Origin of the sequence: Streptomyces sp. NPDC017448 (assembly GCF_044330565.1) — a bacterium.
Lineage (GTDB): Bacteria > Actinomycetota > Actinomycetes > Streptomycetales > Streptomycetaceae > Streptomyces.
Genome location: NZ_JBIRLM010000001.1, coordinates 896,017 through 921,832, shown reverse-complemented (window position 1 = coordinate 921,832; position 25,816 = coordinate 896,017). Strand labels below are relative to the sequence as shown.

The window sequence follows — 25,816 nt, the reverse complement described above, 5'->3', positions numbered from 1 at the left end:
TTGACGAAGGCCCGGCCCACCACAGTCTCCGTGGTGGGCCGGGCCTTCTGTCAATGCCTGTACTGACGCACCGTCCGCCGGGGTGCCGGGGTGCGCGGGGGCCTTCGCATACGGAGCGTACGGCTCCGAGGCCGGTAAACCGCCCGCGGGGCCGCCCCGGCCCCGCTCGGACGCTCCCGGGAGAGACCTGCGGGTGGCCCCGGGGAACGGCGGTGGGAGCCGCACGTCGGCGCGTACGGCTCCCACCGGCCCGGGGACCGGACCCCTGCCCGAGGACCGGGCCCTACGAGAGGTGTCAGCCGTTCTTGGCGCGGGAGGCGGCGCGGCTGCGCTCGCGCTGGTCCAGGACGACCTTGCGGATGCGCACGGTCTCCGGGGTCACCTCGATGCACTCGTCCTCGCGGCAGAACTCCAGGGACTGCTCCAGGGACAGCTTGCGGGCCGGGACCACGTTCTCGGTGGTGTCCGCGGAGGCCGCACGCATGTTGGTGAGCTTCTTCTCCTTGGTGATGTTGACGTCCATGTCGTCGGCGCGCGAGTTCTCGCCGATGATCATGCCCTCGTACACCTCGGTGCCGGCCTCGGTGAAGATGACACCGCGCTCCTGGAGGTTGACCATCGCGAACGGCGTGACCGAGCCCGCGCGGTCCGCGACCAGCGAACCGTTGTGACGGGTGCGCAGCTCGCCGAACCACGGCTCGTGGCCCTCGAAGATGGAGTGCGCGATGCCGGTGCCGCGGGTCTGGGTCAGGAACTCCGTACGGAAGCCGATGAGGCCGCGGGACGGGACGATCCACTCCATGCGGACCCAGCCGGAGCCGTGGTTCGTCATGGTCTCCATGCGGCCCTTGCGGGTCGCCATGAGCTGGGTGATGGCGCCGAGGTGCTCCTCGGGCGAGTCGATCGTCATGCGCTCGATCGGCTCGTACGTCTTGCCGTCGATCTGCTTGGTGACGACCTCGGGCTTGCCGACGGTCAGCTCGAAGCCCTCGCGGCGCATCTGCTCGACCAGGATGGCGAGCGCCAGCTCGCCGCGGCCCTGGACCTCCCAGGCGTCGGGGCGCTCGGTGTCCAGGACGCGGAGCGAGACGTTGCCGATCAGCTCGCGGTCGAGGCGGTCCTTCACCTGGCGGGCGGTGACCTTGTGGCCCTTGCCGCCCTTGCCGACGAGCGGCGAGGTGTTGGTGCCGATGGTCATGGAGATGGCCGGCTCGTCGACCGTGATCAGCGGCAGCGCGATCGGGTTCTCCGGGTCGGCCAGGGTCTCGCCGATCATGATGTCCGGGATACCGGCGATGGCGCAGATGTCACCGGGGCCCGCCACCTCGGCCGGCTTGCGGGTGAGCGCCTCGGTCATCAGCAGCTCGGTGATGCGGACGTTGGACATGGTGCCGTCGCGCTTGATCCACGTGACGGTCTGGCCCTTGCGCAGTTCGCCCTGCTCGACGCGGCAGAGCGCGATGCGGCCGAGGAAGTTGTCGGCGTCCAGGTTGGTGACGTGGGCCTGGAGCGGCGCTTCCGCGTCGAACTCGGGGGCCGGGACGTGCGCCAGGATCGTGTTGAAGAACGGCTCCAGGCTGTCGCTGTCCTGCGGGACGGTGCCGTCCTCGGGCTTGGTCAGCGAGGCCACGCCGTCACGGGCGCAGGCGTAGACGATCGGGAACTCGATCTGGTCCTCGTCCGCGTCCAGGTCCAGGAACAGGTCGTACGTCTCGTCGACGACCTCGGCGATCCGGGAGTCGGGGCGGTCCGTCTTGTTGATGCAGAGGATGACCGGCATCCGCGCGGAGAGCGCCTTGCGCAGGACGAAGCGGGTCTGGGGCAGCGGGCCCTCGGAGGCGTCGACGAGCAGCACGACGGCGTCCACCATCGACAGACCACGCTCGACCTCGCCACCGAAGTCGGCGTGGCCGGGGGTGTCGATGATGTTGATCGTGATCGGGTCCCCGCCGTCCTTGGGGTGATACTTCACCGCCGTGTTCTTGGCGAGGATCGTGATGCCCTTCTCACGCTCCAGGTCGTTCGAGTCCATCATGCGGTCGTCGAGCGACTCGGCAGCGTGTGCGGCGAAGGAGCCGGCCTGCTTGAGCATGGCGTCGACCAGCGTGGTCTTGCCGTGGTCGACGTGGGCGACGATGGCTACGTTACGGATGTCGTGGCGCGTGGGCATGGGTGGCTTGCGCTTCTCTCGGATCGTGGGATCAGGCGTCTCAGTCGGTCTTCGAGTCCTCGTACGCCCGCCGGGCGGCACGCCACGGCTCGTACCATCGTACGGGCCCTGGGCCCGCCGGGCTTCCCGAGCCGATCCGCGAAGGCGGTCTTCCCGTGTGATTCAGGCAATATTCAGCCGGTGTCAAGGAACTGCCGGGCCGTCGATGCGGCCGGAACGCGGGCGGAGCTGTGGGGGGGGGTGAGGTGCGGTGAAGCGACGAACGGCCCGGGTCGGGGCAGACACCACCCTGCCCGCCGGCGGAACCGGCGGGCAAGAGTTTTGAGGTGCATCTGAGCTTCGCGGCGTGCGGGTGTGGTATTTGACCGCTACTTCTTGCGGTCTGCGGAGGAACCTGCGGCTTGCCGGTTCTTGAACCCGATGTCCTGGTACCGGGGGGCCGCGAACCCGAACGCCCCGACGTTCGCGAGCTTCTTGTCGACGGCGACGAGCTGCGGGCGCTGGTAGAGCGGGATCGACCCGGCGGCGGCCCAGATCCGGGCGTCGGCCTGCTTCATCAGCTCCCGTGCGGCGTTCTCGTCCAGTTCGGCGGCGGCCTGGTCGAAGAGCTGGTCGATGTGGTCGGTGCCGACCCGGGTGTAGTTCTGCTCCACCAGGAGCGATCCGTCGGTGGCGGGCTCCGGCTTGGCGTAGATGGGGCGTCCGTCCGTGGCCGGGTAGGCGGTGGCGGGCCACGAGTAGAGCGCCAGGTCGTACACGCCGGAGGCGATGTGGTCCTTGAAGTAGCTCTCGTCGGGGACCTTGGTGATCTCGGTGCCGATGCCGATCTTCTCCAGCATCGCCGCGATCTTCTCACCGACGCTGCGCAGCGTCTGGGAACCGGGGCCGGAGGGGAGCACGAAGCGCAGGGTCAGCGCCTTGCCGTCCTTGCCGAGCCGCCCCTTGGCCGCGGCGGGCGCGGGGGCGGCGGTGCCGACGGGGGCGTACGCTCCGGCGGCTCCTCCGGGTTGCTTGTCCCGGGCGGCGACGGAACCGTCCTCGCCGAGCACCACGGCGGCCTGACGGCGCAGCGCGGCGCTCTGGACGGCGGCGTGCCGGGCGGGGGCGAGGACGTGGACGGGGGACGTGCCGCTCGTGGCGGCGGGGGCGTGCGCGCCGGGTTTGTTGTCCTCGCCGACGATGTAGAGGCCCTCGTCCCGGGAGGCCGCGGTGTCCTCCTCACCCCGGTCGGCGGCCTTGTCGGCCTTGTCCGCCTTCTCGGCGTCCTGCCCGGCCTTCTCCGCCTCCTTGTCGCCCTTCTCGCCCTTATCTGCCTTGTCGGCCTTCTCGCCTTCCTCCTCCTTGCCGGCCGGGGCGTCCTCGTCCCACCCCGCGCCCTCCTCCGCGCCGGCCTCGGCGTCGCCCTTCTTCTTCTCCGCCTCGCTGCCGGCCTTGGTGTCCTTGGGCTGCTGGAGCGCGCCGCCCCGGGTCCAGCCCGCGTCCGCCAGCAGGGCCCGGGCCTCCTCGGTGTTCTGCTCGCCGAGCGCCCCGCTGCCGTCCTTGTACCCGGGCTGGCCCGCCAGGGCGAGGTGGCTGCCGAGCGGCTTCGCCGGCAGCCCCAGCGGCCCCAGCACCGCCTGCGCCAGCTCCTGGCGGTCCAGGGCACGGGCCACCGCCCGCCGGACCCGGTCGTCGGCGAGCGGTCCGGACTCGCCGTTCAGCGCGAGCTGGGTGTAGGCGGGCTCCAGGGACTTGCGTACGGCGAAGGCGCGCAGGGCCTTCTGCTCAGCGGCGTACGCGAGGGCGGCCTTGCGGTTCTTCGCCCGGGCGGCCCGCTCGATCTCGGCGGCCTTCTCGTCGCTGCCGTGCGCCACGGCGTAGGAGCGCAGGGCGGCGGCGGGCGAGATCCCGGCGCCCGGACCGTGGGCGGGCGGCCCGTCGCCGCCCCGGTCGCGGCGGGCGCGCGTGATGCGGTGGGCGGTGGACGGGTCGATGTCGGCGACGTCCACCGTGCCGTCCGCGAGGGCCTTCGTACGGTCCTCGGGGGCGACCGCCCGGAAGACGAGGGTGTCGAGCTTGGCCTTCTCGCCCCACCAGCGCGGGTTGCGGGCCAGGGTGACGGTGCCCTCGGCCTTGCTGACGCCGCGCAGGAGGAAGGGGCCGGCGGTGTTCTTGAGGGTGGTGCGCGCGCCGTCGTTGAAGGTCTCCGGCGAGCCGGTGATCTCCTTCGGGTACAGCGGCGAGAACAGCGAGCGCCAGTCGGCGTACGGCTTGGAGAAGGTGACCCGCACCTGGAGGTCGTCCGCGCCGCGCTCGATCTTCTCGATCCGCTCGTAGCCGGCGTTGCGGGCGGTCCAGAACGCGGAGTCCTTGCCCCTCAGGGCCCGCCACTGGGCGACGAAGTCGGGGGCGCCGATCTCGCGGCCGTCGCTCCACACCGCCTGCTGGTTGAGCTTGTAGAGCACGACCTGCTTCGGCTCCCGCTCGATGATCTTCGCGGATTCCAGGTAGTCCGGGTTGAGCTTCGGCCGCCCGGTCCCGTCCATGGGGAAGAGGGTCGGCAGCAGGGCTTCGGTGACCCGGGCGGTGGCGCTGTCCGCGTCCGCCTGGAACGCGTTGAAGGTGGCGGGCAGCGCGTCGATCGCCCAGTTCACGGTGGAACCGTCGGCGACCGCCTGGCGGGCGGTGGCCCCGATGTCCTGGGGTACGCCCCGGGGCGCCTCCTCGCCGCCGGAGCCGCAGCCCGCCAGCACCGGGATCGTGAGCACCCCCGCCGTGAGGAGCGCGAGCGTGCGGCGCTTGCGAACCGTCCCGCGCGGGACGCCGACGTGGGACATGGCTGATACCTCCGGGGCCGGCCCGGACCACCCCGTACCGGAATGGGCCGGATGATGCGTAACTGGTGGCATTTGCAGTTGATCACACTGGTTCCTTCCGCCCACTGAAAGCGCCCCCTCGCGCGAGGGGGCTCCGACACGGCGGGCGGGGGCCGCAACCTCACCCGGCCGGGGGAACGTTCCACCCCGGCCCGGTGGGGTCGCGGCCCCCGCCCCGTACAGGACCGCCGGTCGGCGGTCAGAGGGGAACGGTGGCGGCGGGCGGGCGCCAGCGGTGGTGGCGGGGAGAGGCGGAGGGGACGTCGTACTCCTTCTTGAGCTGTTCGGGGATGGCGTAGTGCATGACGCGTCCCCGGGTGAGCGAGGACAGTTCGAGCAGGGTGGTGAGGTGGCCGAGGCGGTCCAGCGCCCGGGCGCCCAGGGGGGAGCGGTCCTCGATCGTCTCCAGGACACCGAGGAGGTGGGGCACGGCCTTGACGACGGTGTCCCAGGAGGTGCGGGGCACCCGCAGCCAGTCGGCACAGGTGTCGCCGGTGAGGTGGCGGATGAGCGCGGAGACGATCGGGTCGAAGAAGGTCCCGGGCACCACCTCCTCGTAGAGGTCGATGAGCTGCCGGGTGAGCGACGCGCCCTCCTCGGAGGGCCCCATGTGCCGGATCATGTACAGGTCGAGGAAGGCGCGGGCGTCGTCCAGGGACCGGGGCGCGGCTTCCTGGCTGACGCCCAGCATCGCGCCGACCACGCGCCAGGCGTAGTAGTAGGCGTCCGCGCCCTCCTCGGACATGTGGATGCCGAGCCGGTGCAGGCTGTCGAGGACGAGGAGCGAGAAGAACATCTGCCCGCCGATCATGTCTTCCTGGCAGATCGGCGTCCCCAGCGCGGCGGTGTCCCAGCGGTTCTCGCGCTGGAGGTGGTGGCGGATGGAGGCGTGCAGGAGCCGGACCTTCTGGGCGGCGGGGAGGAAGCGGCCCCCGGCCTCGAAGGCGTCGGGCCGCATCAGGTAGACGGTGAACTGGCCGGTCTCCGCCATGCGTTTGGAGGGGTACTCCAGTCCGTGGGTGGCCGAGAGCAGCTTCGCCACGTGCGGGACCACGTAGCAGGCCGGCATGGAGGCGAACGAGAGGGCTGTGGAGATGTGCACGTTGTTGTCGATGAAGAACAGCCGGGCCTTCTCCATCACCTCCCAGTCGACCCAGTCCGGCGGGGCGCTCGTCGCCCGCAGGTACTCCCGGGCGACGTCGGGCAGTCCGTCCGGAAGAGGGGCGCCCGCGGTGGAGACATAGCGCATCAGGGAGTTGAACTTGCCCACCTCCCCCCTCTCGAAGAGGGTCGCGACGGTCGCGTCGGCCAGTTCGTCGCCGCCCTCCCGCAGGGCGTTCATCGAAGCCTCGGTGTAGTTCATGACGGGGTTCCTTGTCCTCGGGGCGTGAGCGGGGGCCGGGGGCGGGCGGGGTTCAGGACAGCCGGACGGTCGCCGAGTTCGCCAGGGCGCTCAGGGCGTCGGCCGCACAGGCCGGCACGTCCAGCTCGTGGAGGGCGCCGAGGGCCTCCTCGACCCGCGCCGTGATCATGTCTTCGACGAGAGCGGGGGCCTTGAGCCGCCCCATCACTTCCCGCACCGCGTGCAGCCCGTCCTCGTCGAGGCCGCGTCGGCCCAGGTGGTCCCGGAGCAGGGCCCGGTCGTCGTCACCGGCGACGCGCCAGGTCTCCGCCAGCAGCGCCGTGGGCCGCTGGCCGCACAGGTCGTCCGTGTTCGCCTTGCCGGTGCGCGCGGGGTCTCCGAACAGCCCGAGCAGATCGTCCCTGAGCTGGAACGCCTCGCCCAGGGGCAGGCCGAAGGCGGAGTAGCCCTCGCGTAGCCGCCTGTCGGCCCCGGCCAGCGCACCGCCGATCAACAGGGGCTGCTCCACGGTGTACTTGGCGGTCTTGTACCGGATCACCTGCAAGGAGGCTTCGGTGTCCGGCTCGGCCCCGGTGCGCAGGATCTCCAGGCACTCGCCCGCGATCAGCTCCCGGCCCAGAACCGACCACAACGGGCGGGCCCGGCCCAGGTAGGCGGCGGGCAGACCGCTGGTGGCGAACAACTGCCCGGCCAACCCCATCAGCAGGTCACCGACCAGCATCGCCAACGACCTGGCGGCGGCAGCGGAACGGGGGCGCCGGCGCACGGCCCCGCGCAGGGCGATGTGCGCGGTGGGACGGCCGTGCCGCAGAGCGCTGTCGTCGATGAGGTCGTCGTGCACGACCGCAGCGGCATGGACCAGCTCCAGGGACGCGGCCGCCCGCAGCAGCGCGGTGCTGTCCGGCTGCCCCGCCCCCCGCCAGCCCCAGTAACAGAACGCGGCCCGCAGCCGTTTGCCGTCCGCGACGGCCGCCTCCACCTGGGCGGCGACCGGGGCGAGGGAGGGGTCGATCTCCGCGAACAGGTCGGCTTCCCGGGCGACGAACGGGTGCAGCACCTCGTCGACCCGGCTCTTGAAGGTGGCCGCGTCCCACCGGTCAGCCATCATCGGCGGCCCGTCGCGCGACGGCATGCCGGGCGAGGAGCTCCAGGTGGGCGGGGGGCGGGGCCGTGTACCGGTCCAGCACCAGGCGCCCGCGCGCCATCAGCTCGTGCTCGGCCTCCGCCGCCAGTTCGGCGGCGTCGGAGCGGCGCAGCAGCCCCCGTACCGCGCCCAGGGCCGAACCGATCGCGCTCACCGCCAGATCGGCCGCGCCCGCCACGAGCAGGACCGCCCGTTCTTCAGGTGTTCCGCCACGTCCCGCTTCTCGCGTCATACCGCTCCCCACCCCAGCACGTCGGGCGGTGCAGGCCACGCGCCCTGCTCACAGCATCCCGACACGCCGGGCGCCCGAGGGAGAGAAACCACCATCGAGTGAGCAAGACGCTCACATGTGCGAAATCTCCGGGGCGGAGCAGCGAAGGCGGGGGCTCGCTTCGCCCGCCGCTTGCGTCGCGGCGCCCTCGCCCGGCGGCGGGCCGGCTCAGCCGCGGCGGCTTATCGCCTTACGGATCCACTCCGCGTGGGCGGGAGCGCTGGAGTAGAGCCCCGGCCCTTCACTGCACCGAACGCCCGGGGCGCCGGGGCCCGAGGTGACGCCGATGAGCTCCCAGCGTCCCGTCCGGTTCCGCTGGAGCTGCGGGCCGCCGGAGTCACCGTGGCACGCCATGGCGTCGGGCACCTGGCTGAGGGTGCACAGACGGGTGCTGTCCGCGTAGCCCGGTGCGCAGTCGGAGACCGCGCCCCGGCGGGTGTCGAGCTGCTGGAGCCGCTCGGGGAAGGCCCACGGAGCGTCGGGCGCGTCGTCGGTCCGGCCGAAGCCCAGGATCCGCGTCGGGGCGCCGGGCCGGCCGGGACGGTCGGCGATGCGGACGGGCTTCTCCGCGACCGGCCGGTCCAGGCGGATCAGAGCGATGTCGTTGCGGTTGGGTCCGGTGTCCTCACCGTTCTCGTAGCCGGCGTGGGACACCGTCTTCGCGATGGACCGGACCGTCCCTCCGGAGTCCTTCTCTTCGCTGCCGATGCGGACGGCGCCGTCCAGGGTGACCAGCGCCGGGTCCACACAGTGGGCAGCGGTGAGCACCCATTGCCGGTCGATCAACGCTCCCCCGCAGACGCCCTTGAACGTGGCGTCCTCCGCCCCCGACACGGGGATCGACACCATGAACGGGTAACGCTGCGTGGAATCCTCCCCGTTGACGATGGCCTCGGCGTTCCCGGTCATCATGGCGGCGCACGCCGCCGCGGCCAGGACGCCTGCGGCGGTACGCGCCCACGTGCGGCGGGAGGGCTTCAAACTGAACACTGGTTCTCCGATCGGTGAGCAACTGCTGCATGTTCAGCCTCCGCGATCAGGAGGAACTGATCCATCCGGCCCACCGGCCTCTCCGTGGTCCGGCCAGCGGGACCGTACGGGGTGGGGAGAACCCCACCGGCTCCGTCGCCGCCGACCGCCCCGGGGCGATGGACCCGCCGGGCCCGCCGCCTCCCCCGCAGAACCGCCCTCGTCAACCGCCCCCGTCAACCGCGCTCGTCAACCGCGCTCGTCAACCGCGCTCGTCAGCCGTCCCCGTCAACCGCGCTCACCCGCCGTGATGAGACCCGCCTCGTACGCGGCGATCACCGCCTGCGCCCGGTCGCGGACCTGGAGCTTCGCGAAGAGGGCGGTGATGTGGTTCTTCACCGTCGACGGGCTGATGGCCATCTCCGCGGCGATCCCCGCGTTGTCCAGGCCGGTGGCGATCAGCCGCCACACCTCGCGCTCGCGCGGCGTCAGTTCGTCCGGCCCGCCCGCCGCCCCGGCCCCGGCGGCGGGCTGCGCCGGGCCCCGCGGGGCCGTCACGTAGGAGGAGATGAGGCGGGTCAGCAGGCGCGGGGCGACCACCGCCTCGCCGGTGTGGACCACGCGCAGCGCGGTGACCAGCTCCTCGGGCGAGATGTCCTTGGGCAGGAAGCCGCAGGCGCCCGCACGCAGGGCGGCGACCACGTACTCGTCCATGTCGAAGGTGCTGAGCGCGAGTACCCGGCAGTCCGGGGCCTCGCGGGTGAGCCGTTCGGTGGCGGCGATGCCGTCCAGGACCGGCATGCGGATGTCCATGACGACCACGTCGGGCCGCAGCCGCCGCGCGAGTTCCACGGCCTGTGCGCCGTCGGCCGCCTCGCCGACCACCTCGACGGTGGGTTCGGGTCCGAGCATGAGCACCAGGCCGCGGCGTACGAGGAGTTGGTCGTCGGCGATCAGCACGCGGATGGGAGCGGGGGCCGCCACTCCCCACGTGTACGCCGCGCCCGCCCCGCCCGCCGCGTCCGTCCCTCGCGGCCTGCCCGCCCCTTGCGGCCCGTCCGCCCCGCCCGCCCTGTCCGCCCCGCCCGCCGCGTCCGTCCTGTCCATCCCTCGCGTCCCGTCCGTCCCCCGCGTGCCGTCCGTCGTCCCGCTCACCGCAGTGCTCCTTCTTCCTTCGGCAGCGGCAGCCGGGCCGTGACCCGGTAGCCCTGTCCTTCGTCCCGGCCCGTCCACAGGGTGCCGCCGTGCAGCGCGACGCGTTCGCCCATGCCGATCAGGCCGTATCCGGAGCCGGGGACGGGCACGGAACCGCCGGCCGTCCCTTCTCCGTCGTCCCGTACGTCCACCGTCGTCTCGTGGTCGCCGTACGTGAGGCACACGCGCGCCCGGGCTCCGCTCCCCGCGTGCTTACGGGCGTTGGTCAGCGCCTCCTGCACGACGCGGAACACCGTCAGCTGCATGCCCTCCGGGAGCCGGCGGGGGGCTCCCCGCACGTCGAACTCCGTGGGCAGCCCGGCCGCGCACGACTCGGCGACGATCCGGTCCAGATCCGCGATCCCCGGCTGGGGGGCGGTCGACGCCTCCCGCGTCTCGCCCTCGGCCCGCAGGACGTCGAGGAGTTGCCGCATCTCGTGCAGCGCCGTGCGCCCCAGGCCCTCCAGGGTGACGAGGGCGTCCCGCGCGATCTCGGGGTTCCGGTCGAGGTTGGCGCGGGCGCCGCCCGCCATCAGCTGCATCGTCGTGACGTGGTGGGCGACGATGTCGTGCATCTCGCGGGCGATACGGCGCCGCTCGTCGGCCACGGCCCGCTCGGCGAGCAGCCTGCGGTGCGTCTCGACCTCCTGCTGCCAGCGGTTCATCACGAGCCCGGCGGCGATCACGAACAGCACGGCCGCACCGTTCCCCGCCAGCTTCAGGAGCGAGCCCTGCGACCAGGGCGCCCGTACGGCCAGGGGCAGCACCGCACTCACCAGGACCGCCGGTACGTACACGGCGGCGCCCCTGGCCCGTACGACGGAGTAGAGGACGACGATCATGGAGGCGTTGAGCCCCTGGCCCACCGGCCAGCTCAGGTGGACGGCGAGCCCGAGGGCCAGGACGGCGGCGAAGGTGAGCACCGGGGCCCGGCGGCGGGCGAGGAGCGCCAGGCCGGACACCGTCATCAGCAGACAGCCGGTCACGGGGACGAAGCCCTGGGCGTCCTGGCTGCTGAGGGTGAACCCGATCAGGTCGAGGGCCGCCGCGCCGACGGCGACGAGGGCGTCGTTGCGGGTCCAGAGGGGGGCGTCGCCGAGGAACGAGAGGGTGCGCCTCGCGGCGGGCTCGGCGTGAGCGGTGGGCATCGTGTTCCTTCCTCGGCCCCTTTTCGGGCGCCTCGCCCCCATTCTCCCCGGGTTGCCGCCGGGGCCGTGGGGCCCCAGGACGATACCGGGCCGGGAGCACGGTCCTGGTCCGGGGCCGGGCGGCGCCCCGCTCCCACCCCTCATCTCGTTCCCGGCTCGGACGATCCGGCGCGTCTCCGCTGATGTGCTGGAGGCAGGCCGGAAACCCCGGCCCGCCCCCCTCTCCCTTCTCTCTGCCGGAGGCACGCCGTGATCCGCGCCCTGACCGGGTTCTCGACCCGTCATCCCTGGAAGGTCATCGCCCTGTGGTCGGTGATCGGCGTCTTCCTCGCCGTGGCCGCCGGAGCGTTGATGCCCCGCGCCATGCAGGCGCAGACCGGCGACTTCCTGCCGAAGGACTACGACTCGGCCGCCGCGCTCCGGACCGCCGAGGAGAGGTTCGGCGTGGCGTCCGACTCCGGCACGCTCACCGTCCTGGTCGGCAGGCCCGACGGTGCGCCGCTGACCGGCGCCGACCGGAAGAACATCGCGTCCGTGGCGAAGGAACTGGGCAGCCGCCGCGTGACGATGCCGGACCCGCAGGACACCTCGACCACGGCGGACGACCAGATCCCCTTCCTCGTCACGGACTACTCGCAGACGCCCGAGGTCGGCGTGGGCATGACCGCCCCGGACCGCACCTTCACGCTGCTGTCGGTACGCCTGGAGGGCAACACCGTCGACCCGGGCATGCACAACCTGTTCCGGGAGTTCCGCGAGCACACCGAGGACGCCTTCGCCGAGGTGCGCCTGCGGACCGGGTTCACCGGCGGCCTCGCCGACCAGGTCGACACCCGCGACGCCGAGGAGCCCACCCAGCGCATCGTCGGCATGCTGATGCTGGGCCTGATCGTGCTGGTGAACGTGCTGGTGTTCCGCAGTGTGTGCGCCGCGCTCATCCCGCTGATCGCGGTCACCGTCGTGGGCGGCGCGGCGACCGGCGTCATCGTCGGCGGCGCCCTGCTCACCGGCACCGCGCTCGACACGTCGACGCCCAGCATGATCAGCGTCGTCCTCATCGGCATCGGCGTCGACTACTTCCTGTTCCTGCTCTTCCGCTTCCGCGAATTCCTGCGGGAGCGCCCCGACGCGTCCCCGCGCGCCGTCGCCGCCGAGGTCGGCGCCCGCGTCGGCACCGCCATCACCTCCGCAGCCCTCACCATCGTGGCCGCCTTCGCCACCCTGGGCATCGCGACCTACGGGGGGTTCCAGGTGCTCGGTCCCGCCGTGGCCGTGGCCGTACTCGTCATGCTCCTCGCCAGCCTCACGTTGATGCCCGCCCTCCTCGCGGTCACCGGCCGCCGCATGTTCTGGCCCTCCCGCGCCCTGAAGCGCACACCGCGCCCCGGGCTCGCCGGGCGCACCGGTGACCTCGTGTCCCGCAGGCCGGTGGCCGCCCTCCTCGCCGGGACCGCTCTGCTCGGCGCGCTCGCGGTGGGCATGACCGGCATCCGCATGGACTTCGGCCAGGGCGGAACCCCCCATGACACCCCGGCCGCCGCCACCGCCGCCGAGATCGCCCGCGCCCTCCCGGCCGGCGTGTCCGACCCGGCCACCGTCTACGTCACGGCCCCCGAGGGCGACCGAGTCGCCCCCCGGTCCCTGGGCGCGCTCTCCGGCGAACTGGCCCGGCTCGAAGGGGTCGGCGAGGTGGGCGCCCCCACCCTCAACGAGCGGGGCGACGCCGCCCGCATCGACCTCTACCTGACGTCGGGCTCCCAGTCGCAAGCGGCCCGCGACCTGGTCTCGGGGCCGGTCCGCGACACCGTCGCGGCCTACACCCCGAAGGGTTTCGAAGCCCATGTCGGCGGCACGGCGGCGGTCTTCGCGGACCTCTCCACCGCCGTCGACGAGGACCTGAGGACCGTCTTCCCCGTCGCCGCCGGCCTGATCGCCCTGATCCTGCTCGTACTGTTGCGCAGCGTGCTCGCCCCGGTCGTCCTGCTGCTCTCCGTGGGGCTGTGCTTCGCCGCCACGCTCGGCGCCTCGACCCTCGTCTTCCAGCACGCCCTCGACGGGCCCGGCGTCAACTTCGTCCTGCCGCTGGTGCTGTTCCTCTTCGTCGTCGCGATCGGCACCGACTACAACATCCTGATCAGCGACCGCCTCCGCGAGGAGATGGAGGGCCCGCGCACGGCCCGCGCCGCCGTCGCCCGCGCCGTACGCCACACCGCACCGGCCATCGCCACCGCGGGCATCGTCCTCGCCGCCTCCTTCGGCAGCCTCGCCGTCGGCTCGAACGCCTCCACCCGGCAGATCGGCTTCGCGACGGGGCTCGGCATCCTGCTCTCGGCGTTCGTCCTGTCGGTCGTGCTCGTCCCGGCCGCGGCGGCGCTGCTCGGCCGCGGCATCTGGTGGCCGGTACGCCCGGGCGGACGCCGCGCCCACGGCGGGCACGCGGAGCCCGCAGCGCCCGTGGGCGCCACGAACGCGTACGAGCCCCACTCCGCCGCACCCGTGGGCGCCACGGCCGAGTACGAGCCACGCCCCACCGCCCCCGTACGCGCCCCGGCCGAGCACGACCCGCGCCCCTTCCCGCCCACCGGCTGACCCACTCCCCGCCCACGCCCCGGCCTGTCCGCAGCAAGAGCTCCGGGCCGGCCCGCCACACCTGACCCGCCCCACCTGATCCGACACGGCCGACCCGACCCAAGGGAGCACCCATGCCCGTACCCACCTCCGCCTCCACCCGGACCGCGTTCCGCGCGGCCACGCTGACCGCGCTCGCCGCCCTCGCCGCGGGTCTCCTCACCGCCCCCGCCGCCGCCGTTCCCTCCGCCCGCGCCTCCGACCCCGTGCAGCGGCAGTTGGACGCCCTGACCCGCGACGGCGTCGCCCCCGGCGCCCTCGCCCACGTCGTGAGGGCCGGCGGCGAGGCGCGGCGCTACACCTCGGGCGTGGGCGACCTGGCGACCGGCTCCGCCGTGCCCCGCGGCGGCTCCGTCCGCATCGGCAGCAACACCAAGGCGTTCACCGCGACGGTCGTGCTCCAGCTGGTCGGCGAGGGCGAGGTGGCCCTCGACGAGCCGGTGGACACGTACCTGCCGGGGCTGCTGCGCGGCGACGGCATCGACGGCCGGGGCATCACGGTCCGCCACCTCCTCCAGCACACCAGCGGGCTCCCCGAGTACCTGGACCGCCGGGCGGTGCTCACCGATCCGCACCGCTACTACGAGCCGCGGGAACTCATCGACCGCGCCCTCGACCGCCCGGCCGACTTCGCTCCGGGGGCGAGGTGGGCCTACAGCAACACCAACTACATCGTCGCCGGGCTGCTCGTACAGAAGGTCACCGGACGCCCGCTGGGCGAGGAGATCAAGAGGCGGATCACCGACCGCGTCGGCCTGCGGCACACCTACCTCCCGGCCCCCGGCGACATGACCGTACGCGGCAGCCATCCGCACGGCTACCACCGGCTCACCGCCGGCGGTCCCTGGCGCGACTACACCGAGCTGGACCCCTCGTGGGGGTGGGCGGCGGGCGGCATGGTCTCCACCGACGCCGACCTCAACCGCTTCTACCGCGCGCTCTTCTCCGGCCGGCTCCTCGCCCCGGCCCAGCTCACCGAGATGCGCAGGACGGTCCCGGTCGACGCCGAGGGCGCGCTCCCCGGCACCCGTTACGGCCTGGGCGTCCAGAGCACCCCGCTGAGCTGCGGCGGACGCTACTGGGGCCACGGCGGTTCCCTCCCCGGCTTCAGCACGTACGGCGGCGTCACCGCGGACGGCCGAGCGGTGAACGTCACGGTCACCGCCGTGCCGGACGGCAGGGGCGGCGCGCGGGCGGCAGCGGCGGTGGACACGGCGATGTGCCGCTGAGGGGGCGTTCGGGCCGGGAGCGCGTCCGGCCCCCGGCCCTCGGGAGTCCCCGTTCCTCCCGGCTCTCGGGCAGGTGGCCCGAGAGCCGGGAGGAACGGCCCGGGGGCCGACGAGCGTCGGCCGGCACCGCGACCGGACGGGCCGGCGGCCGTCGTCCACGAGAGTGACCACAAGCCGGCGTCCCGGCGGCTCGTCAGCCGCCGGGACGCCGATGGGGGCCGAGGTCAGAACCAGCTCTGGAACTCCAGGTTGTTGCACGCAAAGGTGCGAAGGCCCAAGGAGCTGTCGTCGATGCACCGCAGCGTCGCCTGGTTCTGGAAGCGGACGGTCCCGTCGTCCCAGACCTTGATCCACCAGCTCTGTTCAGCGGCGGAGCTGCACGAGCCGACCGTGCGGAGACCGTGGGCGTGGCTGTCCTCGATGCAGCGCTGTGTGTTGACGTTACGCAACTGGCGCGTTCCGTCGCCCCAGACCCTCACGTCCCACAACTGCGGGTTGGTCCCGTTGCAGCTCCATGTCCGGAACCCGTTGTCGGTGTCGTCCAGGCACCGGCCCGTGGCCTGATTGCGGAAGGTCTGGGTGGCGACAGCCGTTCGGGGGGTGGCCCGGGAATCGCTCTCGGCGGCCACAGCGCCGGGCGGTGCGACCAGGGACGCGAGGGTGATGACTCCACCGAGCAGGAGTGCGTGCTTGCCGCGCATGGGCTGTCTCTCTCTTCCTTCGGGCAGCTTTCGGGCGAATCGGAAACGGCCGCGCGGTGAGCGTGCGAGGTGGGGCGGCCCGTCGTCCAATGGTCGGCACCGTAATCCGCCGGGTCACCGGGAGGGCATCCGGAAGGATCGGGAGTGACACGCCGAGGAACGGCTCCGGATCGGCCGGGGCCTCACCGCGCCGCGACGGGTCCTCGACCGGCGGACGCCCACCCGTCCGCGACGCACCCGGCCGGGCGAGAGGGCCCGCGCGAAAAGACCGTTCGCCGCGTCCGCCCCCGGCCCCGGTGACCGCGGTCCGGGCGCGGTCGGGCCGGGGCGGGCCGGGCCTCCGGCGTGCCGTGGTGTCCGCCTCCGCCAGCCACCTCGGTACGCGCCCCCCCACCACGTGACGCGCCCCCTTATCAGACGCTGTGTACGGATACATCCACCCAGTTTCACGAGTGATGCGGTGAGCAGGGTTCGAGAGGGCATAAGCATTTTCTACTTGAGGAGGCTGTGGTGGGTGATCGGACGGGACTGGCCGCAGTGCTGGCGGCAGCGGAGGATGCCGCACCGGTGGATTCGCTCGACGTCGTGGCGCGCGACCTGCGCACCCGGTTCGGAGCGCGGTACGTGTCGTTCCTCTTCGTGGACGTGGTCGGCAGACGCATGCTGCGGGTCAACGACATGGACGGCTCCTCCCAGGAGCCCCGGACCGAGCAGGTTTCCCTCGCGGGCAGCGGCATCTACGACGAGGTCCTGCGCGCGCAGAAGGTGATGCAGGTGGGGGAGGGCGGCCGGGGCCGGCGCGTGCTCGCCCCCGTGACCAACCGCGGTGACACCATCGGCGTGCTGGAGCTGTTCCTGGACGCCGTCACCGAGGACGTGCTGGCCCAGGTCGAGGAGGCCGCGCACGCGCTGGCCTACATCATCGTCACCGACCGCCGCTTCACCGACCTCTACCACTGGGGCAACCGCACCACCCCGGTCAGCCTGGCGGCGGAGATCCAGCGCCAGCTCCTTCCCTCCGCCCCCTCCTGCGACGCGGCCGAGTTCGCCCTCGCCGGAGCCCTGGTACCGGCGTCCGACATCGCCGGGGACACCTACGACTACAGCCTCGACACCGGCGCCCTCCACCTGTCCGTCACCGACGCCATGGGCCACGACGTCAACGCATCCCTCATCGCCACCCTCGTCGTGAACGCCTCACGCGGCGCACGCCGCTCCGGGGCGGACCTCACCGAACAAGCCCGCCGGATGCATCAGGCGCTCCTCGACCACGGGCACAACACCTTCGCCACCGGTCAGCTGCTCCGCATCGCCCTGGACGGGAGCCACGCCCGCCTCGTCAACGCCGGCCACCCCGGGCCGCTCCGGATGCGCGACGGATCGGTCGAGGAGATCGGCCTGCGGGTCGACATGCCCTTCGGCTTCCCCAGACAGGGCTCCTACCAGGTGCAGGAGCTCGACCTGCGCCCCGGCGACCGCATCGTGCTGTACACGGACGGCGTGCAGGAACGCGACGCGGAGGTGGTCGACCTGCCCGGACTCCTCCTGGAGACCGCCGCCGACCACCCGCGCGAGGTCGTCCGCACGATGGTCACCGCGGTGGCCGACGCCTACGGGGGCCAGCCGCCCAAGGACGACGCCACCGTCCTGTGCCTGGACTGGTACGGCCCCCGGGGCAAGCCCCGCCGACCGGGCGCCTGAGCCCGCGGCGCCCCGCGCGACCCGGCGGACGGCCGGGCCGGGGAAGCGAGCGCTCCCGTCAGGCGGCACTCTCGTCAAGCAGCGATCCCGTCAGGCGGCGGGAGCGAGCCGCTCCCCGAAGAACCGCGTCCGCCTCGCGTCGAGTTCCGCCGCCTCGGCCGCCATTCCCCGGTACGCGAAGTGCCCCGCCGTCAGCACCTGGAGTTCGCGTTCCCCGGCCAGCGCGTTGTGTACGGCGAACTGGCCCGGCGGCGGCACGGACGGGTCGAACAGGGCGGCCGCGACCAGCGTGGGCAGGGTCAGCCGGGTCGCCGCCGTCGCCGCGTCGAAGTAGCGCAGGACGTCCGTGACGTCGGGGTGTTCGCGGTGGTGGCCGCGCACCGCCTCGCCGCTGCCCGCGCACGGCAGCGTCAGGCGCAGCGGGTGGTTGCCGAAGGTGGGGACGGTGAGCTGGGCCGCGCCGAAGCGGTCGTCCCAGGACAGTGCGAGGGCCCCGAGTCCGCCGCCGAAGCTCTCACCGAGGTAGCCGAGGCGAGGCCCGCCCGGCTCCCCGGCCGACGCCAGCTCCGGTACGAGCGCGGTGAGGGCGGAGGCGGCGCACCAGAGGTCGGCCGCGCAACCGCCGAGGACGTACGTGTCGCGGGAGCCGATGCCGTGCAGGACGTGTGCGTCGGCCACGTCCGGGATGCCGTCCATCCGGCTCCGCTCCCCCATGCCCCGTACGCACGGCAGGATCGCGGCGGCCCCGGGCAGCGGCGGCGGAAGGTCCCGGCCGGGCCCCTGGCGGCCGCCGTACCCGTGCCCGACGACGAATCCGTACCGGACAGGGCCCTCGGCGGGCAGGGCGAGCCAGCCGCCGAGCCGGACGCCGCCCACGGAGGTGAAGGCGACGCCGTGGACCGTCACCCCGTCGCGCTCCTCCTCCACCGGACCGAGGACCGGCCGCGGGTCCACGGCGCGGGCTCGCGCGTACCGGCCCCGCCAGAACGCGTCGAAGTCCTCGGGGGCGGATGGCGCGGGGACGGCCAGCAGGGCGTCCGGCGCGTCGTACCCGTAGGCGGGGTCGAACGGGAAGCCGTGGGAGAGCGGGCGGGATGAGGCCATGCCGCGAGGGTAGACGCCGCGCCACCGGCCGGGTCTCCCGCGTCGTCCACGAGGGCGATCACCGCTTCGCGCTCCTGCCCAAGGCCATCGACGCCGCGCTCTCCTAGGGCTTGTCTGAAGTCGTGATCACCGGAGGCTGCGTATCCTCAGCATGGCTCAAGAGCCGTCGGAATTACATTGAACGAGATGTTCCTCCAGGTCGACACATATATGAGCTCTTCGCGAGGCTTGTGCGGGAGGACCAAGGGCCTGATCCGGCTTGGTCGGTCCACTCGAACGCCGCGGGGAAGTTCACCCAGGGACAGGTGGGTACCCGTACTCACGTGCCGTCGATCCGGCGCGCACAGGATGTGCGCATGAAGCGAATCTTCGGCACGCATCGTTACCTCGTCTCCGCAACCGCCCTGTGCGCACTGGCCCTCACGGCATGCGGCACCACTCAGGCCGACGACAGGGGCCCCGCGACGGCGGCCAAGCCCGCGAAGGGCGCCGACGCCGCGGCGGCTCCGAAACCGGATGCCGAGCCCGGCCCCGAGGAATCTGCTCAGCTGCTCACCTTCATGACGTTCCTGAACAAGGTCGCCGAGCCCTGCTCCCCTGACCTCCCCAAGGAGCCGCCGATCGCCGACGAAGCGCCCGCCACTGCGCCGGCCCCTTTGCCGCCCATCCCCGACGGGCCGCCCTCGCCCGACGAGTTGAACCCGGGCTCGTACAAGGAGACCGAGGAGGACAAGAAGGCGGAGGCGGAGCTGGAGGCCAGGAACAAGTGCGTCACCAAGGCGCACGCCGATCGCGTCACCAAGGCGGTGAAGGGCCTCAAGGCCCCTGCGCAGGTGCGCGGTTCACTGAACCGCAGCGGATACGTGGACAGCGTGCTGAAGACGCGCGAGCAGCCCGGCACCGGGACACGCTTCAGTCTGGACCTGGGGAGCGTGTGCCTGACCGGCACGGCCGACGGCAGCGCGTCCCCGTCCGTAGGGGGCCACGAGGTGCTGGACCCGGAGAACCCCTGCCCCCGCCTCTGACCGGCCCGGAAGAACTCCTGCCCCCGCCTCCGAACGGCCCGGCGGGGCGGCAGCCTCCGATGGCAGGCAACTCGGCCTGGAGTGGCGGGGGTTTGGGGGTGGGCATGGTGCGCGGCCACACCACCGGCGGGCGTGCAACGACCGGCTGGGGCAAGGAGAACAGCTGGGTCATGCCGATCAAGCAGATCGAGGCCGGGAGGACCGCTCCCCCCGGCACGCATCACATGCATAGGGCCTACCTGAAAGCCGTGATCGCGATGGGCGCGGACACTCGTGGAGTCCACGCCGACCAGCGACAACTCCGCCTGCCCGCACCGGGCCGCCTCAGCGATCAATCCGCCCATCAGCGTCTGGAAGACGTCCGTATCACGCCACCGGACGAAGCGGTCGTAAACGGTCTACCAGACGCCGAACTCCGGCGGCGTCTCCCCCCACCGAGCGCCCGAGCGGAACCCCTCACACCTTTACCACGACTTCAGACAAGCCCTAGTGCCGCATCAGGCACCGTTCGCCCCCTGGTGCGCCTCAAGGGCCCGCCTGCTGGGTCCATGGCTGCCGGACTCACCTAGCATGTAATGCATGCAGATCACTGATGACCCTTACGAACTGTCCGACGAGCTGCCTACCGTCGAGACCTACCTGCGGCTGCGACCTGCGGCGGGATTGAGCGCGAAGCCCCGCGAGGCTGCGGTGCTGGGCCTGCCGAACACCTGGCACTCGGTCCAGATCCGGCACGGTGGCGAGCCGGTCGGCATGGGGCGGGTGATCGGCGACGGCGGTTGCTTCTTCCAGGTCGTCGACATCTGTGTCCACCCCGACCATCAGGGGCGGGGCCTCGGGAAGCGCATCATGGCCGAGCTGATCGGCGAGCTGGAGCGCCGGGCTCCGGCCGGCGCCTATGTCTCCCTCATCGCCGACGGGGATGCCCGGCATCTCTACGAGAAGTTCGGCTTCCGCGAGACCGCACCGGCCTCGGTGGGAATGCACCGCACCGTGTGAAGAAGTGACCGGACGTTGCCCACAAGGGGGCGAACGTCGCCTGATGCGGCACCAGCTGCCGCCCGCCCGGTCCTCCGCCCCTCACGCACCGTCGCGCGGGGCCAGGTGCGGGTGCTCCCGTGCGAGTACGGCGTCCACCGCCGTGAGCGTCGCGTCGACGATGGCCCAGTCGTGGGCGGAGGGGTGCCCCGCGAACAGCCCGCACGCGTCCCTGCCTCCGGGGTCGGTCGCGCCGCACCAGGCAAGTTCCGCCGGCGTCGCCCGGTCGCCGCTCCAGCGGGCCCAGACGGCCAGGTATCTCGCGTCGTCCTCCCACAACACCGCCGCGTGGCCCCCGTCGTGGTCGGCGGCCAGCTCGCACAGCAGGTATCCGGCTTCCGGGCGGCCACCACCGGGCGCGGCGAGCCGGACGACGAACTCCGGTGGCGGCAACAGGGTCACGGCGGTGCAGGGGTTCACGGTCGGAAGACCTCCGGGCGCCGTCACGGCGCGTCGCCGTCGGGTGCGTCGGGGTCGTCGGGGTAGCCCTGGCTGTCCGGCGGGCCGGGTGCGTGGTCCGCGATCAGGTCGCCGAGCGGGTCGGTCACGGAGAAGGAGTGCGGCCCGGGGTGGTGGTCGAAGAACGCGCACAACGTGACCGCCTCGGTCGCCAGCACGCGGAGCCTGGCGGGGCAGACCGGCAGCACGTCGAGCCGGTGGACGCGGTGGGCCCCCTCCCCCGACCAGCGGAACCACAGCTCCTGGTCGTCCGGGGTCTCCGCCACCCACAGGTGCGCGGCATGCTCGGCCGACTCGCCGTGGTCGCCCAGCTCGCACAGGACGAAGTCGTCCTGCTCCACGAAGTCGGGCGGATGCGCCGGTCCGCCTTCCATGGTGGCCAGCGCCAACAGCGCCTCGGCGTAGGGGATCTCCGTCACGGCAGTGCATTGCAGCACGGCTCAGCCACCTTCCGTACGTGCCGGAGACGGGCGCACCGCGAGCCGCACGGCAAGCGGCACGGGGAGCCGTGCCGACGACCACGCGGCGCTCGGCACGGGAAGCCCGGAGTCCGGTGCGTTCACAGGACCTCTCCCCGGCTGCGGGCGTTGAGCCGCGCGGTACGGGCCCGAAGCTGCTCCATGAGCAACGCGGGCCGTACGAACCGGGGTTCGACCTCCCACTCGCGCCCGCCGCCGACCGGCCGGAGGGACCAGTACGGGCCGGCGACCCCCTGGAACTCCCCCACCCGGTCACCCCGGCTCGTGTCCGCCAGAAGAGTCCCGCGGACGGGGGCGGCCGGGAGGGCGGGGGCGGCCGGGGCGGCCGGAACGGTCGAACCGGTCGGCGGCTGACACAGAGGCTCACATAAGGGCTGGTCCGGAGGGTGCTCCGCATTCGGGCTGGCGTTCTCGCCGTACACCGTTCGCTCCTCTCTGTAGCCGATCGGCTACCGGGGCGACACAGCGTGGCCTAGCGTGAGCCTCGCCATCAACGTTTCAAACCTGGGGGGTACGTTGGTCAACCGGAGGGAACTCAACCCCGACGCGAGCCCGGAGGCCGCCTACGGTGCGCGTCTGCGCAACGCGCGAGAGGCCCGGGGCTGGAAGCAGGACGACCTCGGCTTACGCGCCGGGTACTCGGGACGCCACATTTCCGGGGTGGAAACCTGTACCAAATCGCCAACCCGCAAGTTCTCGATTGCGATCGACGGCGCTTTCGGCTTCACCGAAACCGTCGATTCGTTCGAGCGGGAATGGCTCAAGATCAAGCAAGGCGTGCTCGTGCAGGGTTTCCCGGAGTACGTGGCACTGGAGGGCGAGGCGACAGAGATCCGGCTGTTCGAGGTCGGCGTGATCCCGGGGCTGCTTCAGACCCGGGCATACGCGCAGGCACTGGACAACGCGGCCGTCGCCCGAGGCGTCATCACCCCCGAACAGGCCGAGCAGCGCCTGGCGTTGCTGATGGAGCGGCAGAAAGCTCTGATCCACCCCACGCCACCGATGATCATCGCGGTGCTGGACGAAAGCTGCATCCGTCGGCCGGTCGGCGGCCCCGCCGTGATGGAAGCCCAGTTGCGGCATCTGGTCGACTTCGCCGCGCAGCCTCACACCATGCTGCAGATCGCGCCTTTCAGCATCGGCGAACACCGGCCCTTCAACCGACTGGTGAATCTGCTGACGCTCCCGGACCGGTCCCTGGTCTCCTACGTCGAGTCCGAAACGCAGGGCCATCTGGACCGTGAACTCAGCCCCGTCCTCCCCGTGATGAGGGGCTACCATCAATTGCAGGCCGTGTCTCTGTCCCAGGCAGAGACCGTGGACATGGTCCGCCAGCATCGAAAGGGCACCCCGTGACGAGCGAATCCACGACCCAGCAGTGGGTCAAGTCCTCCTACAGCGGCAACGGCGGTTCGTGCGTCGAGTGGGCCCCGCGCACCGCCTCCCTCACCGGCACCGTCCCCGTACGCGACTCCAAGAACCCGCACGGCCCGGCGCTGACCGTCGCCGCCGCCGCGTTCACCTCGTTCGTGGCAGGCGTCAAGGCCGGCGGGTTCACCCCCGCCGTCTGACCGTCGCCGCCCTCGCGACTACGCCCCACCGTGCACCGCACGGTGGGGCGTCCTGCTGGTCCGGCCGACGACCGGCCCGCGACTTCGTGCCCCCCGGGTGGCACCCTGGACCGATGCGACGGGGAAGAGACGGCACCGAGAAGGGCCTGCGGGACCAGCTCAACGCGTGGGATCCGCTCGGTGTGGCGGACGAGGTGGGGGACGAGTACGACTGCATGCTCCTCCCGCTGCTCCAGCGGCTCCGGGACGGCGCCGGGCAGACGGAGATCGCCGACTACCTGCACCACGAGCTGGAGGACCACTTCGGCATGGACCCCTCGGGCTCGCGACCGGAGGCGATGGCTTCCCGCGTGATCGCCTGGTGGACGGCGACGAACCGGACCGCCGACACAGGTACCAGAACCGGCACCGGCACCGGCACCGGTGAGGGGCAGCCACCCTCCTGATTACGCGCGTCCGCCCCACGGTCGTCCGTGAGAGGACCGTGGGGCGGACGCGCGGGAGGAGACCGGATCAGGTCAGGGCTTGGGCAGGGTGCACTCCTGGCGCTTGAGGTCGATGGTGTTGCCGGCGCCGATGCATGCGGCGATCGCCGCGGTCTGGGTGGCGTATCCGCGTCCCTGGTGAACCGTGGTGCCCGTCTCGTCGATCTCGCACGGGTTGTTCAGTTCGCACTTCTCGCCGTCACGGTTGCTGGTGCTGTTCACCGCGACGAGCTCCCGGGTCTCGGCATCGACGACGGCTGAACCCGAGCTCCCGGGCTGGGTGTTGCATTCCTTCGCGTACCGGATCGCGTCGGTCGAGGTGTAGTCGCCTTCCTTGAGCGTCGGAACCACAGCCTCGGCCCGGCACGACCAGACACTCTCCAGGAAACTCGACGCCACCTTGATCTTCTGCCCGGGGACAGGACCGGTCGAAGCCAACGGGAACGCCTCGATCTTGTACTTCTGCCGGATGTCCGCGTACGTGGAATCCAGCTGTGCCAGCGTGATGTCGGTTCCGGTCATCGTCGCGTAGAGAACCCGCCCCGTCACCGGACCGAGTTCGCGGCCCGCCGGGCTCAACACGCTGCCTTCGATCGGGGCGCCCTCTCCGGTGATCACTTCACCCGGCTTCGGCCGCCCCTCGGGGTGGCAGTGCCCGTTCGTGAGCAGCAGCGCCTTGTCCTCGTCGCGGGCGGTGCGGGGACGGACCAGCGAAGCGGAGCAGTTCGGGAGCTTCACGGTCCCCGCCAGATCGCCGGCAGGTCCTGCGGGACCGGTCTGCTCGGCGGGGAAACCGGGACAGCTGCCCTTCGCCTGCGTGCCGTTCCGGAAGAAGTCCACCACCTTGGAGCCGCATGCGAGTTCTGTGGACTTCATGGTGGAATGCGTCGCATCCGTGACGGTCAGCAGCGATCCGCCGATCTTCTTGTGCATCATCTTCGCCCACACGTAAGGCGTGACGGTTTCGAACTTGTGGCCGGACAGCTGCAGCCGGCTCTTGCCGGGCTTCAGGTCCCACGGCTTGCCCGCCGGCCAGCCGGCGCAGTACGTGATGGGCTGGTCGTTGAAGTCCGCGGAGAACGGGTACTTCGCCTGCCGCTCTTTCCTCATCCTGACGAGATCGGAATATGTACGGCCGTCGGCGCTCGCATTGCACATGAAGGCGTCATGGGTGAACCCGTAATTCTGCCCCATCTCTCCGAAACCGAAGGGCTTCCGTTTCATATCCTTCTGCTTGGGGACGGCCTCGCCTGTCCGCTCATTCTGGAGTTCCAGCAACTTTGCGGCAGATCGCTCCCACCGGTCCGGTATGGCTTCCAGGTTGGGATCGAGGAAGGCGGCGAACTCGTCCCGTCCCACCTTCGCCTGCAATGCCTTCAACGCGGATTCGACCTTCTTGGGCGAGTTCCCGAAGTGGTACGTCGAATCCTTGCCGGCCAGCCACTGGAAGAACCGCTGGTACCCGGCATGGTAGTGCGCGGCTTCTGCGGTGACCGCTGCGTTCTGGCCGACCGGGGACATGATCGAGTCCAGCCACATGCGATCCACGCGGCTGTCGAACATGGAGCGGTAGACCGCGCCCAGCGCCGTTCCGCCGGAATTTCCATAAAAGTTTATCTTGCGGAATCCCAGTACCTGCCGGATGCGGTCCATGTCTCGGGACGCGTTTTCCATGCTGATGGAGAGCGCCAGTTCCGGGTCCTTGGCGATGCATGTGCGCTTCGCATCCGCCTGACGCTCGAAGCTCTCCCTCTCGCTCTCCCCCTCCCGGAACTCGGGCGTATCGCAGGAGACCTGGGAGCTGTAGCCCGTACCCCGCGTATCGATACCGATGAAGTCCCATTCCTTGTTCATCGGCGCCAGTCGGCTGCCGAGCAGTTCGTGCGGGAACGGCGTACCGGCCAGGCCGGGCCCCCCGGGGTTGCCGAACAGGGCCCCCGTACGCTTTCCGGTGGCCTTGACCCTGCTCACAGCGATGTTGATTTTTCTGCCCGTAGGCTTGGCGTAATCCACCGGAACGGGAATGAGCGCGCATTCGCTGCGGTTGTCGTTGCGATTCCAGTCCGGCGCCGCATCCCGGCAGAGCTCCCACTTCACGCGGTCCGGGGCAGCACGCGAAGCTGCATCGGCGGGAACGGCTGCCAGGGAAAACAGCGAGGCGACAACGCTGATTCCGACTGCAATCGATGGGACGGTCACATACCGCAAGATGATCTACACCTCTTCGGTGGGAAACGGCAACTTCGTCTGTCATGGAAGCGATCCAGCAGTCATCCCGTCGT

The 25,816-nt window shown here is 71.7% G+C and carries 22 protein-coding genes; 8 read left to right on the top strand and 14 right to left on the bottom strand.

Annotation, left to right across the window (positions count from 1 at the left end; genetic code table 11):
* Positions 1-295: 295 nt before the first annotated feature.
* The 8 genes from typA to ACH4K1_RS04075 all read right to left on the bottom strand — a co-directional run bounded on the left by typA (position 296) and on the right by ACH4K1_RS04075 (position 11,114).
* Complete coding sequence (typA, locus tag ACH4K1_RS04110) at positions 296-2,170, bottom strand: translational GTPase TypA (RefSeq protein WP_073764236.1); 1,875 nt, start codon at positions 2,168-2,170, stop codon at positions 296-298.
* Between the two features lie 368 nt (positions 2,171-2,538).
* Positions 2,539-4,986 carry an ABC transporter family substrate-binding protein gene (locus ACH4K1_RS04105; RefSeq protein WP_398086350.1) on the bottom strand — a complete coding sequence of 816 codons (2,448 nt, stop codon included), beginning with the start codon at positions 4,984-4,986 and terminating at the stop codon, positions 2,539-2,541.
* A 238-nt stretch (positions 4,987-5,224) separates the two neighbouring features.
* On the bottom strand, positions 5,225-6,388 hold the full coding sequence (locus ACH4K1_RS04100) for an oxygenase MpaB family protein (protein ID WP_398086348.1): 1,164 nt from the start codon (positions 6,386-6,388) through the stop codon (positions 5,225-5,227).
* 52 nt (positions 6,389-6,440) lie between these two features.
* Positions 6,441-7,496 carry a polyprenyl synthetase family protein gene (locus ACH4K1_RS04095; protein ID WP_398086605.1) on the bottom strand — a complete coding sequence of 352 codons (1,056 nt, stop codon included), beginning with the start codon at positions 7,494-7,496 and terminating at the stop codon, positions 6,441-6,443.
* On the bottom strand, positions 7,486-7,764 hold the full coding sequence (locus tag ACH4K1_RS04090; protein WP_398086345.1) for a polyprenyl synthetase: 279 nt from the start codon (positions 7,762-7,764) through the stop codon (positions 7,486-7,488). Before ACH4K1_RS04090 ends, ACH4K1_RS04095 begins: the two co-directional genes overlap by 11 nt.
* A 207-nt stretch (positions 7,765-7,971) precedes the next feature.
* Positions 7,972-8,793 carry a S1 family peptidase gene (locus ACH4K1_RS04085; RefSeq protein WP_398086343.1) on the bottom strand — a complete coding sequence of 274 codons (822 nt, stop codon included), beginning with the start codon at positions 8,791-8,793 and terminating at the stop codon, positions 7,972-7,974.
* 267 nt (positions 8,794-9,060) lie between these two features.
* Positions 9,061-9,732 (bottom strand): response regulator, encoded by a 672-nt coding sequence (locus tag ACH4K1_RS04080; RefSeq protein WP_398086603.1) that lies wholly within the window; start codon positions 9,730-9,732, stop codon positions 9,061-9,063.
* Positions 9,733-9,923: 191 nt separating this feature from the next.
* On the bottom strand, positions 9,924-11,114 hold the full coding sequence (locus ACH4K1_RS04075) for a sensor histidine kinase (RefSeq protein WP_398086341.1): 1,191 nt from the start codon (positions 11,112-11,114) through the stop codon (positions 9,924-9,926).
* Between the two features lie 249 nt (positions 11,115-11,363).
* Between ACH4K1_RS04075 and ACH4K1_RS04070 the strand changes: the two genes are divergently transcribed.
* On the top strand, positions 11,364-13,703 hold the full coding sequence (locus ACH4K1_RS04070; RefSeq protein ID WP_398086338.1) for an MMPL family transporter: 2,340 nt from the start codon (positions 11,364-11,366) through the stop codon (positions 13,701-13,703).
* Positions 13,704-13,816: 113 nt separating this feature from the next.
* Positions 13,817-14,971: a serine hydrolase domain-containing protein gene (locus ACH4K1_RS04065; protein WP_398086335.1), complete on the top strand. Its 1,155-nt coding sequence runs from the start codon at positions 13,817-13,819 to the stop codon at positions 14,969-14,971.
* Between the two features lie 224 nt (positions 14,972-15,195).
* On the opposite strand, the gene ACH4K1_RS04060 is transcribed toward ACH4K1_RS04065, so the two are convergent.
* Positions 15,196-15,672 carry an RICIN domain-containing protein gene (locus tag ACH4K1_RS04060; RefSeq protein WP_398086333.1) on the bottom strand — a complete coding sequence of 159 codons (477 nt, stop codon included), beginning with the start codon at positions 15,670-15,672 and terminating at the stop codon, positions 15,196-15,198.
* Between the two features lie 507 nt (positions 15,673-16,179).
* On the opposite strand from ACH4K1_RS04060, the gene ACH4K1_RS04055 reads away from it, so the two are divergent.
* Entirely contained in the window at positions 16,180-17,373 is a 1,194-nt protein-coding gene (locus ACH4K1_RS04055) for a PP2C family protein-serine/threonine phosphatase (protein WP_398086330.1), read from the top strand.
* Positions 17,374-17,463: 90 nt separating this feature from the next.
* Here ACH4K1_RS04055 and ACH4K1_RS04050 read toward each other — a convergent pair whose 3' ends face one another.
* Positions 17,464-18,477, bottom strand: a complete 1,014-nt coding sequence (locus ACH4K1_RS04050; protein WP_398086328.1) for an acetylxylan esterase — start codon at positions 18,475-18,477, stop codon at positions 17,464-17,466.
* A 356-nt stretch (positions 18,478-18,833) separates the two neighbouring features.
* Between ACH4K1_RS04050 and ACH4K1_RS04045 the strand changes: the two genes are divergently transcribed.
* Both ACH4K1_RS04045 and ACH4K1_RS04040 read left to right on the top strand, forming a co-directional pair.
* On the top strand, positions 18,834-19,502 hold the full coding sequence (locus tag ACH4K1_RS04045) for a hypothetical protein (RefSeq protein ID WP_398086325.1): 669 nt from the start codon (positions 18,834-18,836) through the stop codon (positions 19,500-19,502).
* Between the two features lie 579 nt (positions 19,503-20,081).
* Positions 20,082-20,501 carry a GNAT family N-acetyltransferase gene (locus tag ACH4K1_RS04040; RefSeq protein WP_398086324.1) on the top strand — a complete coding sequence of 140 codons (420 nt, stop codon included), beginning with the start codon at positions 20,082-20,084 and terminating at the stop codon, positions 20,499-20,501.
* Between the two features lie 81 nt (positions 20,502-20,582).
* Here ACH4K1_RS04040 and ACH4K1_RS04035 read toward each other — a convergent pair whose 3' ends face one another.
* The 3 genes from ACH4K1_RS04035 to ACH4K1_RS04025 form a co-directional block, all read right to left on the bottom strand.
* Positions 20,583-20,960 carry a hypothetical protein gene (locus tag ACH4K1_RS04035; protein ID WP_398086322.1) on the bottom strand — a complete coding sequence of 126 codons (378 nt, stop codon included), beginning with the start codon at positions 20,958-20,960 and terminating at the stop codon, positions 20,583-20,585.
* Between the two features lie 23 nt (positions 20,961-20,983).
* Positions 20,984-21,436: a hypothetical protein gene (locus ACH4K1_RS04030; RefSeq protein WP_398086319.1), complete on the bottom strand. Its 453-nt coding sequence runs from the start codon at positions 21,434-21,436 to the stop codon at positions 20,984-20,986.
* A 122-nt stretch (positions 21,437-21,558) separates the two neighbouring features.
* Complete coding sequence (locus tag ACH4K1_RS04025; protein ID WP_267488511.1) at positions 21,559-21,753, bottom strand: hypothetical protein; 195 nt, start codon at positions 21,751-21,753, stop codon at positions 21,559-21,561.
* A 241-nt stretch (positions 21,754-21,994) separates the two neighbouring features.
* On the opposite strand from ACH4K1_RS04025, the gene ACH4K1_RS04020 reads away from it, so the two are divergent.
* The 3 genes from ACH4K1_RS04020 (at position 21,995) to ACH4K1_RS04010 (ending at position 23,495) form a co-directional block, all read left to right on the top strand.
* Positions 21,995-22,834 (top strand): Scr1 family TA system antitoxin-like transcriptional regulator, encoded by an 840-nt coding sequence (locus ACH4K1_RS04020; RefSeq protein ID WP_398086602.1) that lies wholly within the window; start codon positions 21,995-21,997, stop codon positions 22,832-22,834.
* Positions 22,831-23,049: a DUF397 domain-containing protein gene (locus tag ACH4K1_RS04015; RefSeq protein WP_398086316.1), complete on the top strand. Its 219-nt coding sequence runs from the start codon at positions 22,831-22,833 to the stop codon at positions 23,047-23,049. The genes ACH4K1_RS04020 and ACH4K1_RS04015 overlap by 4 nt, the downstream gene beginning before the upstream one ends.
* Before the next feature lie 113 nt (positions 23,050-23,162).
* Positions 23,163-23,495: a hypothetical protein gene (locus ACH4K1_RS04010; protein WP_398086313.1), complete on the top strand. Its 333-nt coding sequence runs from the start codon at positions 23,163-23,165 to the stop codon at positions 23,493-23,495.
* A 72-nt stretch (positions 23,496-23,567) separates the two neighbouring features.
* Here ACH4K1_RS04010 and ACH4K1_RS04005 read toward each other — a convergent pair whose 3' ends face one another.
* A complete protein-coding gene (locus tag ACH4K1_RS04005) occupies positions 23,568-25,733 on the bottom strand; it encodes an alpha/beta fold hydrolase (RefSeq protein ID WP_398086310.1) in 2,166 nt (721 codons plus the stop codon).
* Positions 25,734-25,816 lie beyond the last annotated feature (83 nt).

Excerpts from the sequence above, each read along its gene's own strand:
- typA (WP_073764236.1), bottom strand. The coding sequence starts at position 2,170 with ATGCCCACGCGCCACGACATCCGTAACGTAGCCATCGTCGCCCACGTC.
- ACH4K1_RS04105 (WP_398086350.1), bottom strand. The coding sequence starts at position 4,986 with ATGTCCCACGTCGGCGTCCCGCGCGGGACGGTTCGCAAGCGCCGCACG.
- ACH4K1_RS04100 (WP_398086348.1), bottom strand. The coding sequence starts at position 6,388 with ATGAACTACACCGAGGCTTCGATGAACGCCCTGCGGGAGGGCGGCGAC.
- ACH4K1_RS04095 (WP_398086605.1), bottom strand. The coding sequence starts at position 7,496 with ATGATGGCTGACCGGTGGGACGCGGCCACCTTCAAGAGCCGGGTCGAC.
- ACH4K1_RS04090 (WP_398086345.1), bottom strand. The coding sequence starts at position 7,764 with ATGACGCGAGAAGCGGGACGTGGCGGAACACCTGAAGAACGGGCGGTC.
- ACH4K1_RS04075 (WP_398086341.1), bottom strand. The coding sequence starts at position 11,114 with ATGCCCACCGCTCACGCCGAGCCCGCCGCGAGGCGCACCCTCTCGTTC.
- ACH4K1_RS04065 (WP_398086335.1), top strand. The coding sequence starts at position 13,817 with ATGCCCGTACCCACCTCCGCCTCCACCCGGACCGCGTTCCGCGCGGCC.
- ACH4K1_RS04060 (WP_398086333.1), bottom strand. The coding sequence starts at position 15,672 with ATGCGCGGCAAGCACGCACTCCTGCTCGGTGGAGTCATCACCCTCGCG.
- ACH4K1_RS04050 (WP_398086328.1), bottom strand. The coding sequence starts at position 18,477 with ATGGCCTCATCCCGCCCGCTCTCCCACGGCTTCCCGTTCGACCCCGCC.
- ACH4K1_RS04045 (WP_398086325.1), top strand. The coding sequence starts at position 18,834 with ATGAAGCGAATCTTCGGCACGCATCGTTACCTCGTCTCCGCAACCGCC.
- ACH4K1_RS04040 (WP_398086324.1), top strand. The coding sequence starts at position 20,082 with ATGCAGATCACTGATGACCCTTACGAACTGTCCGACGAGCTGCCTACC.
- ACH4K1_RS04010 (WP_398086313.1), top strand. The coding sequence starts at position 23,163 with ATGCGACGGGGAAGAGACGGCACCGAGAAGGGCCTGCGGGACCAGCTC.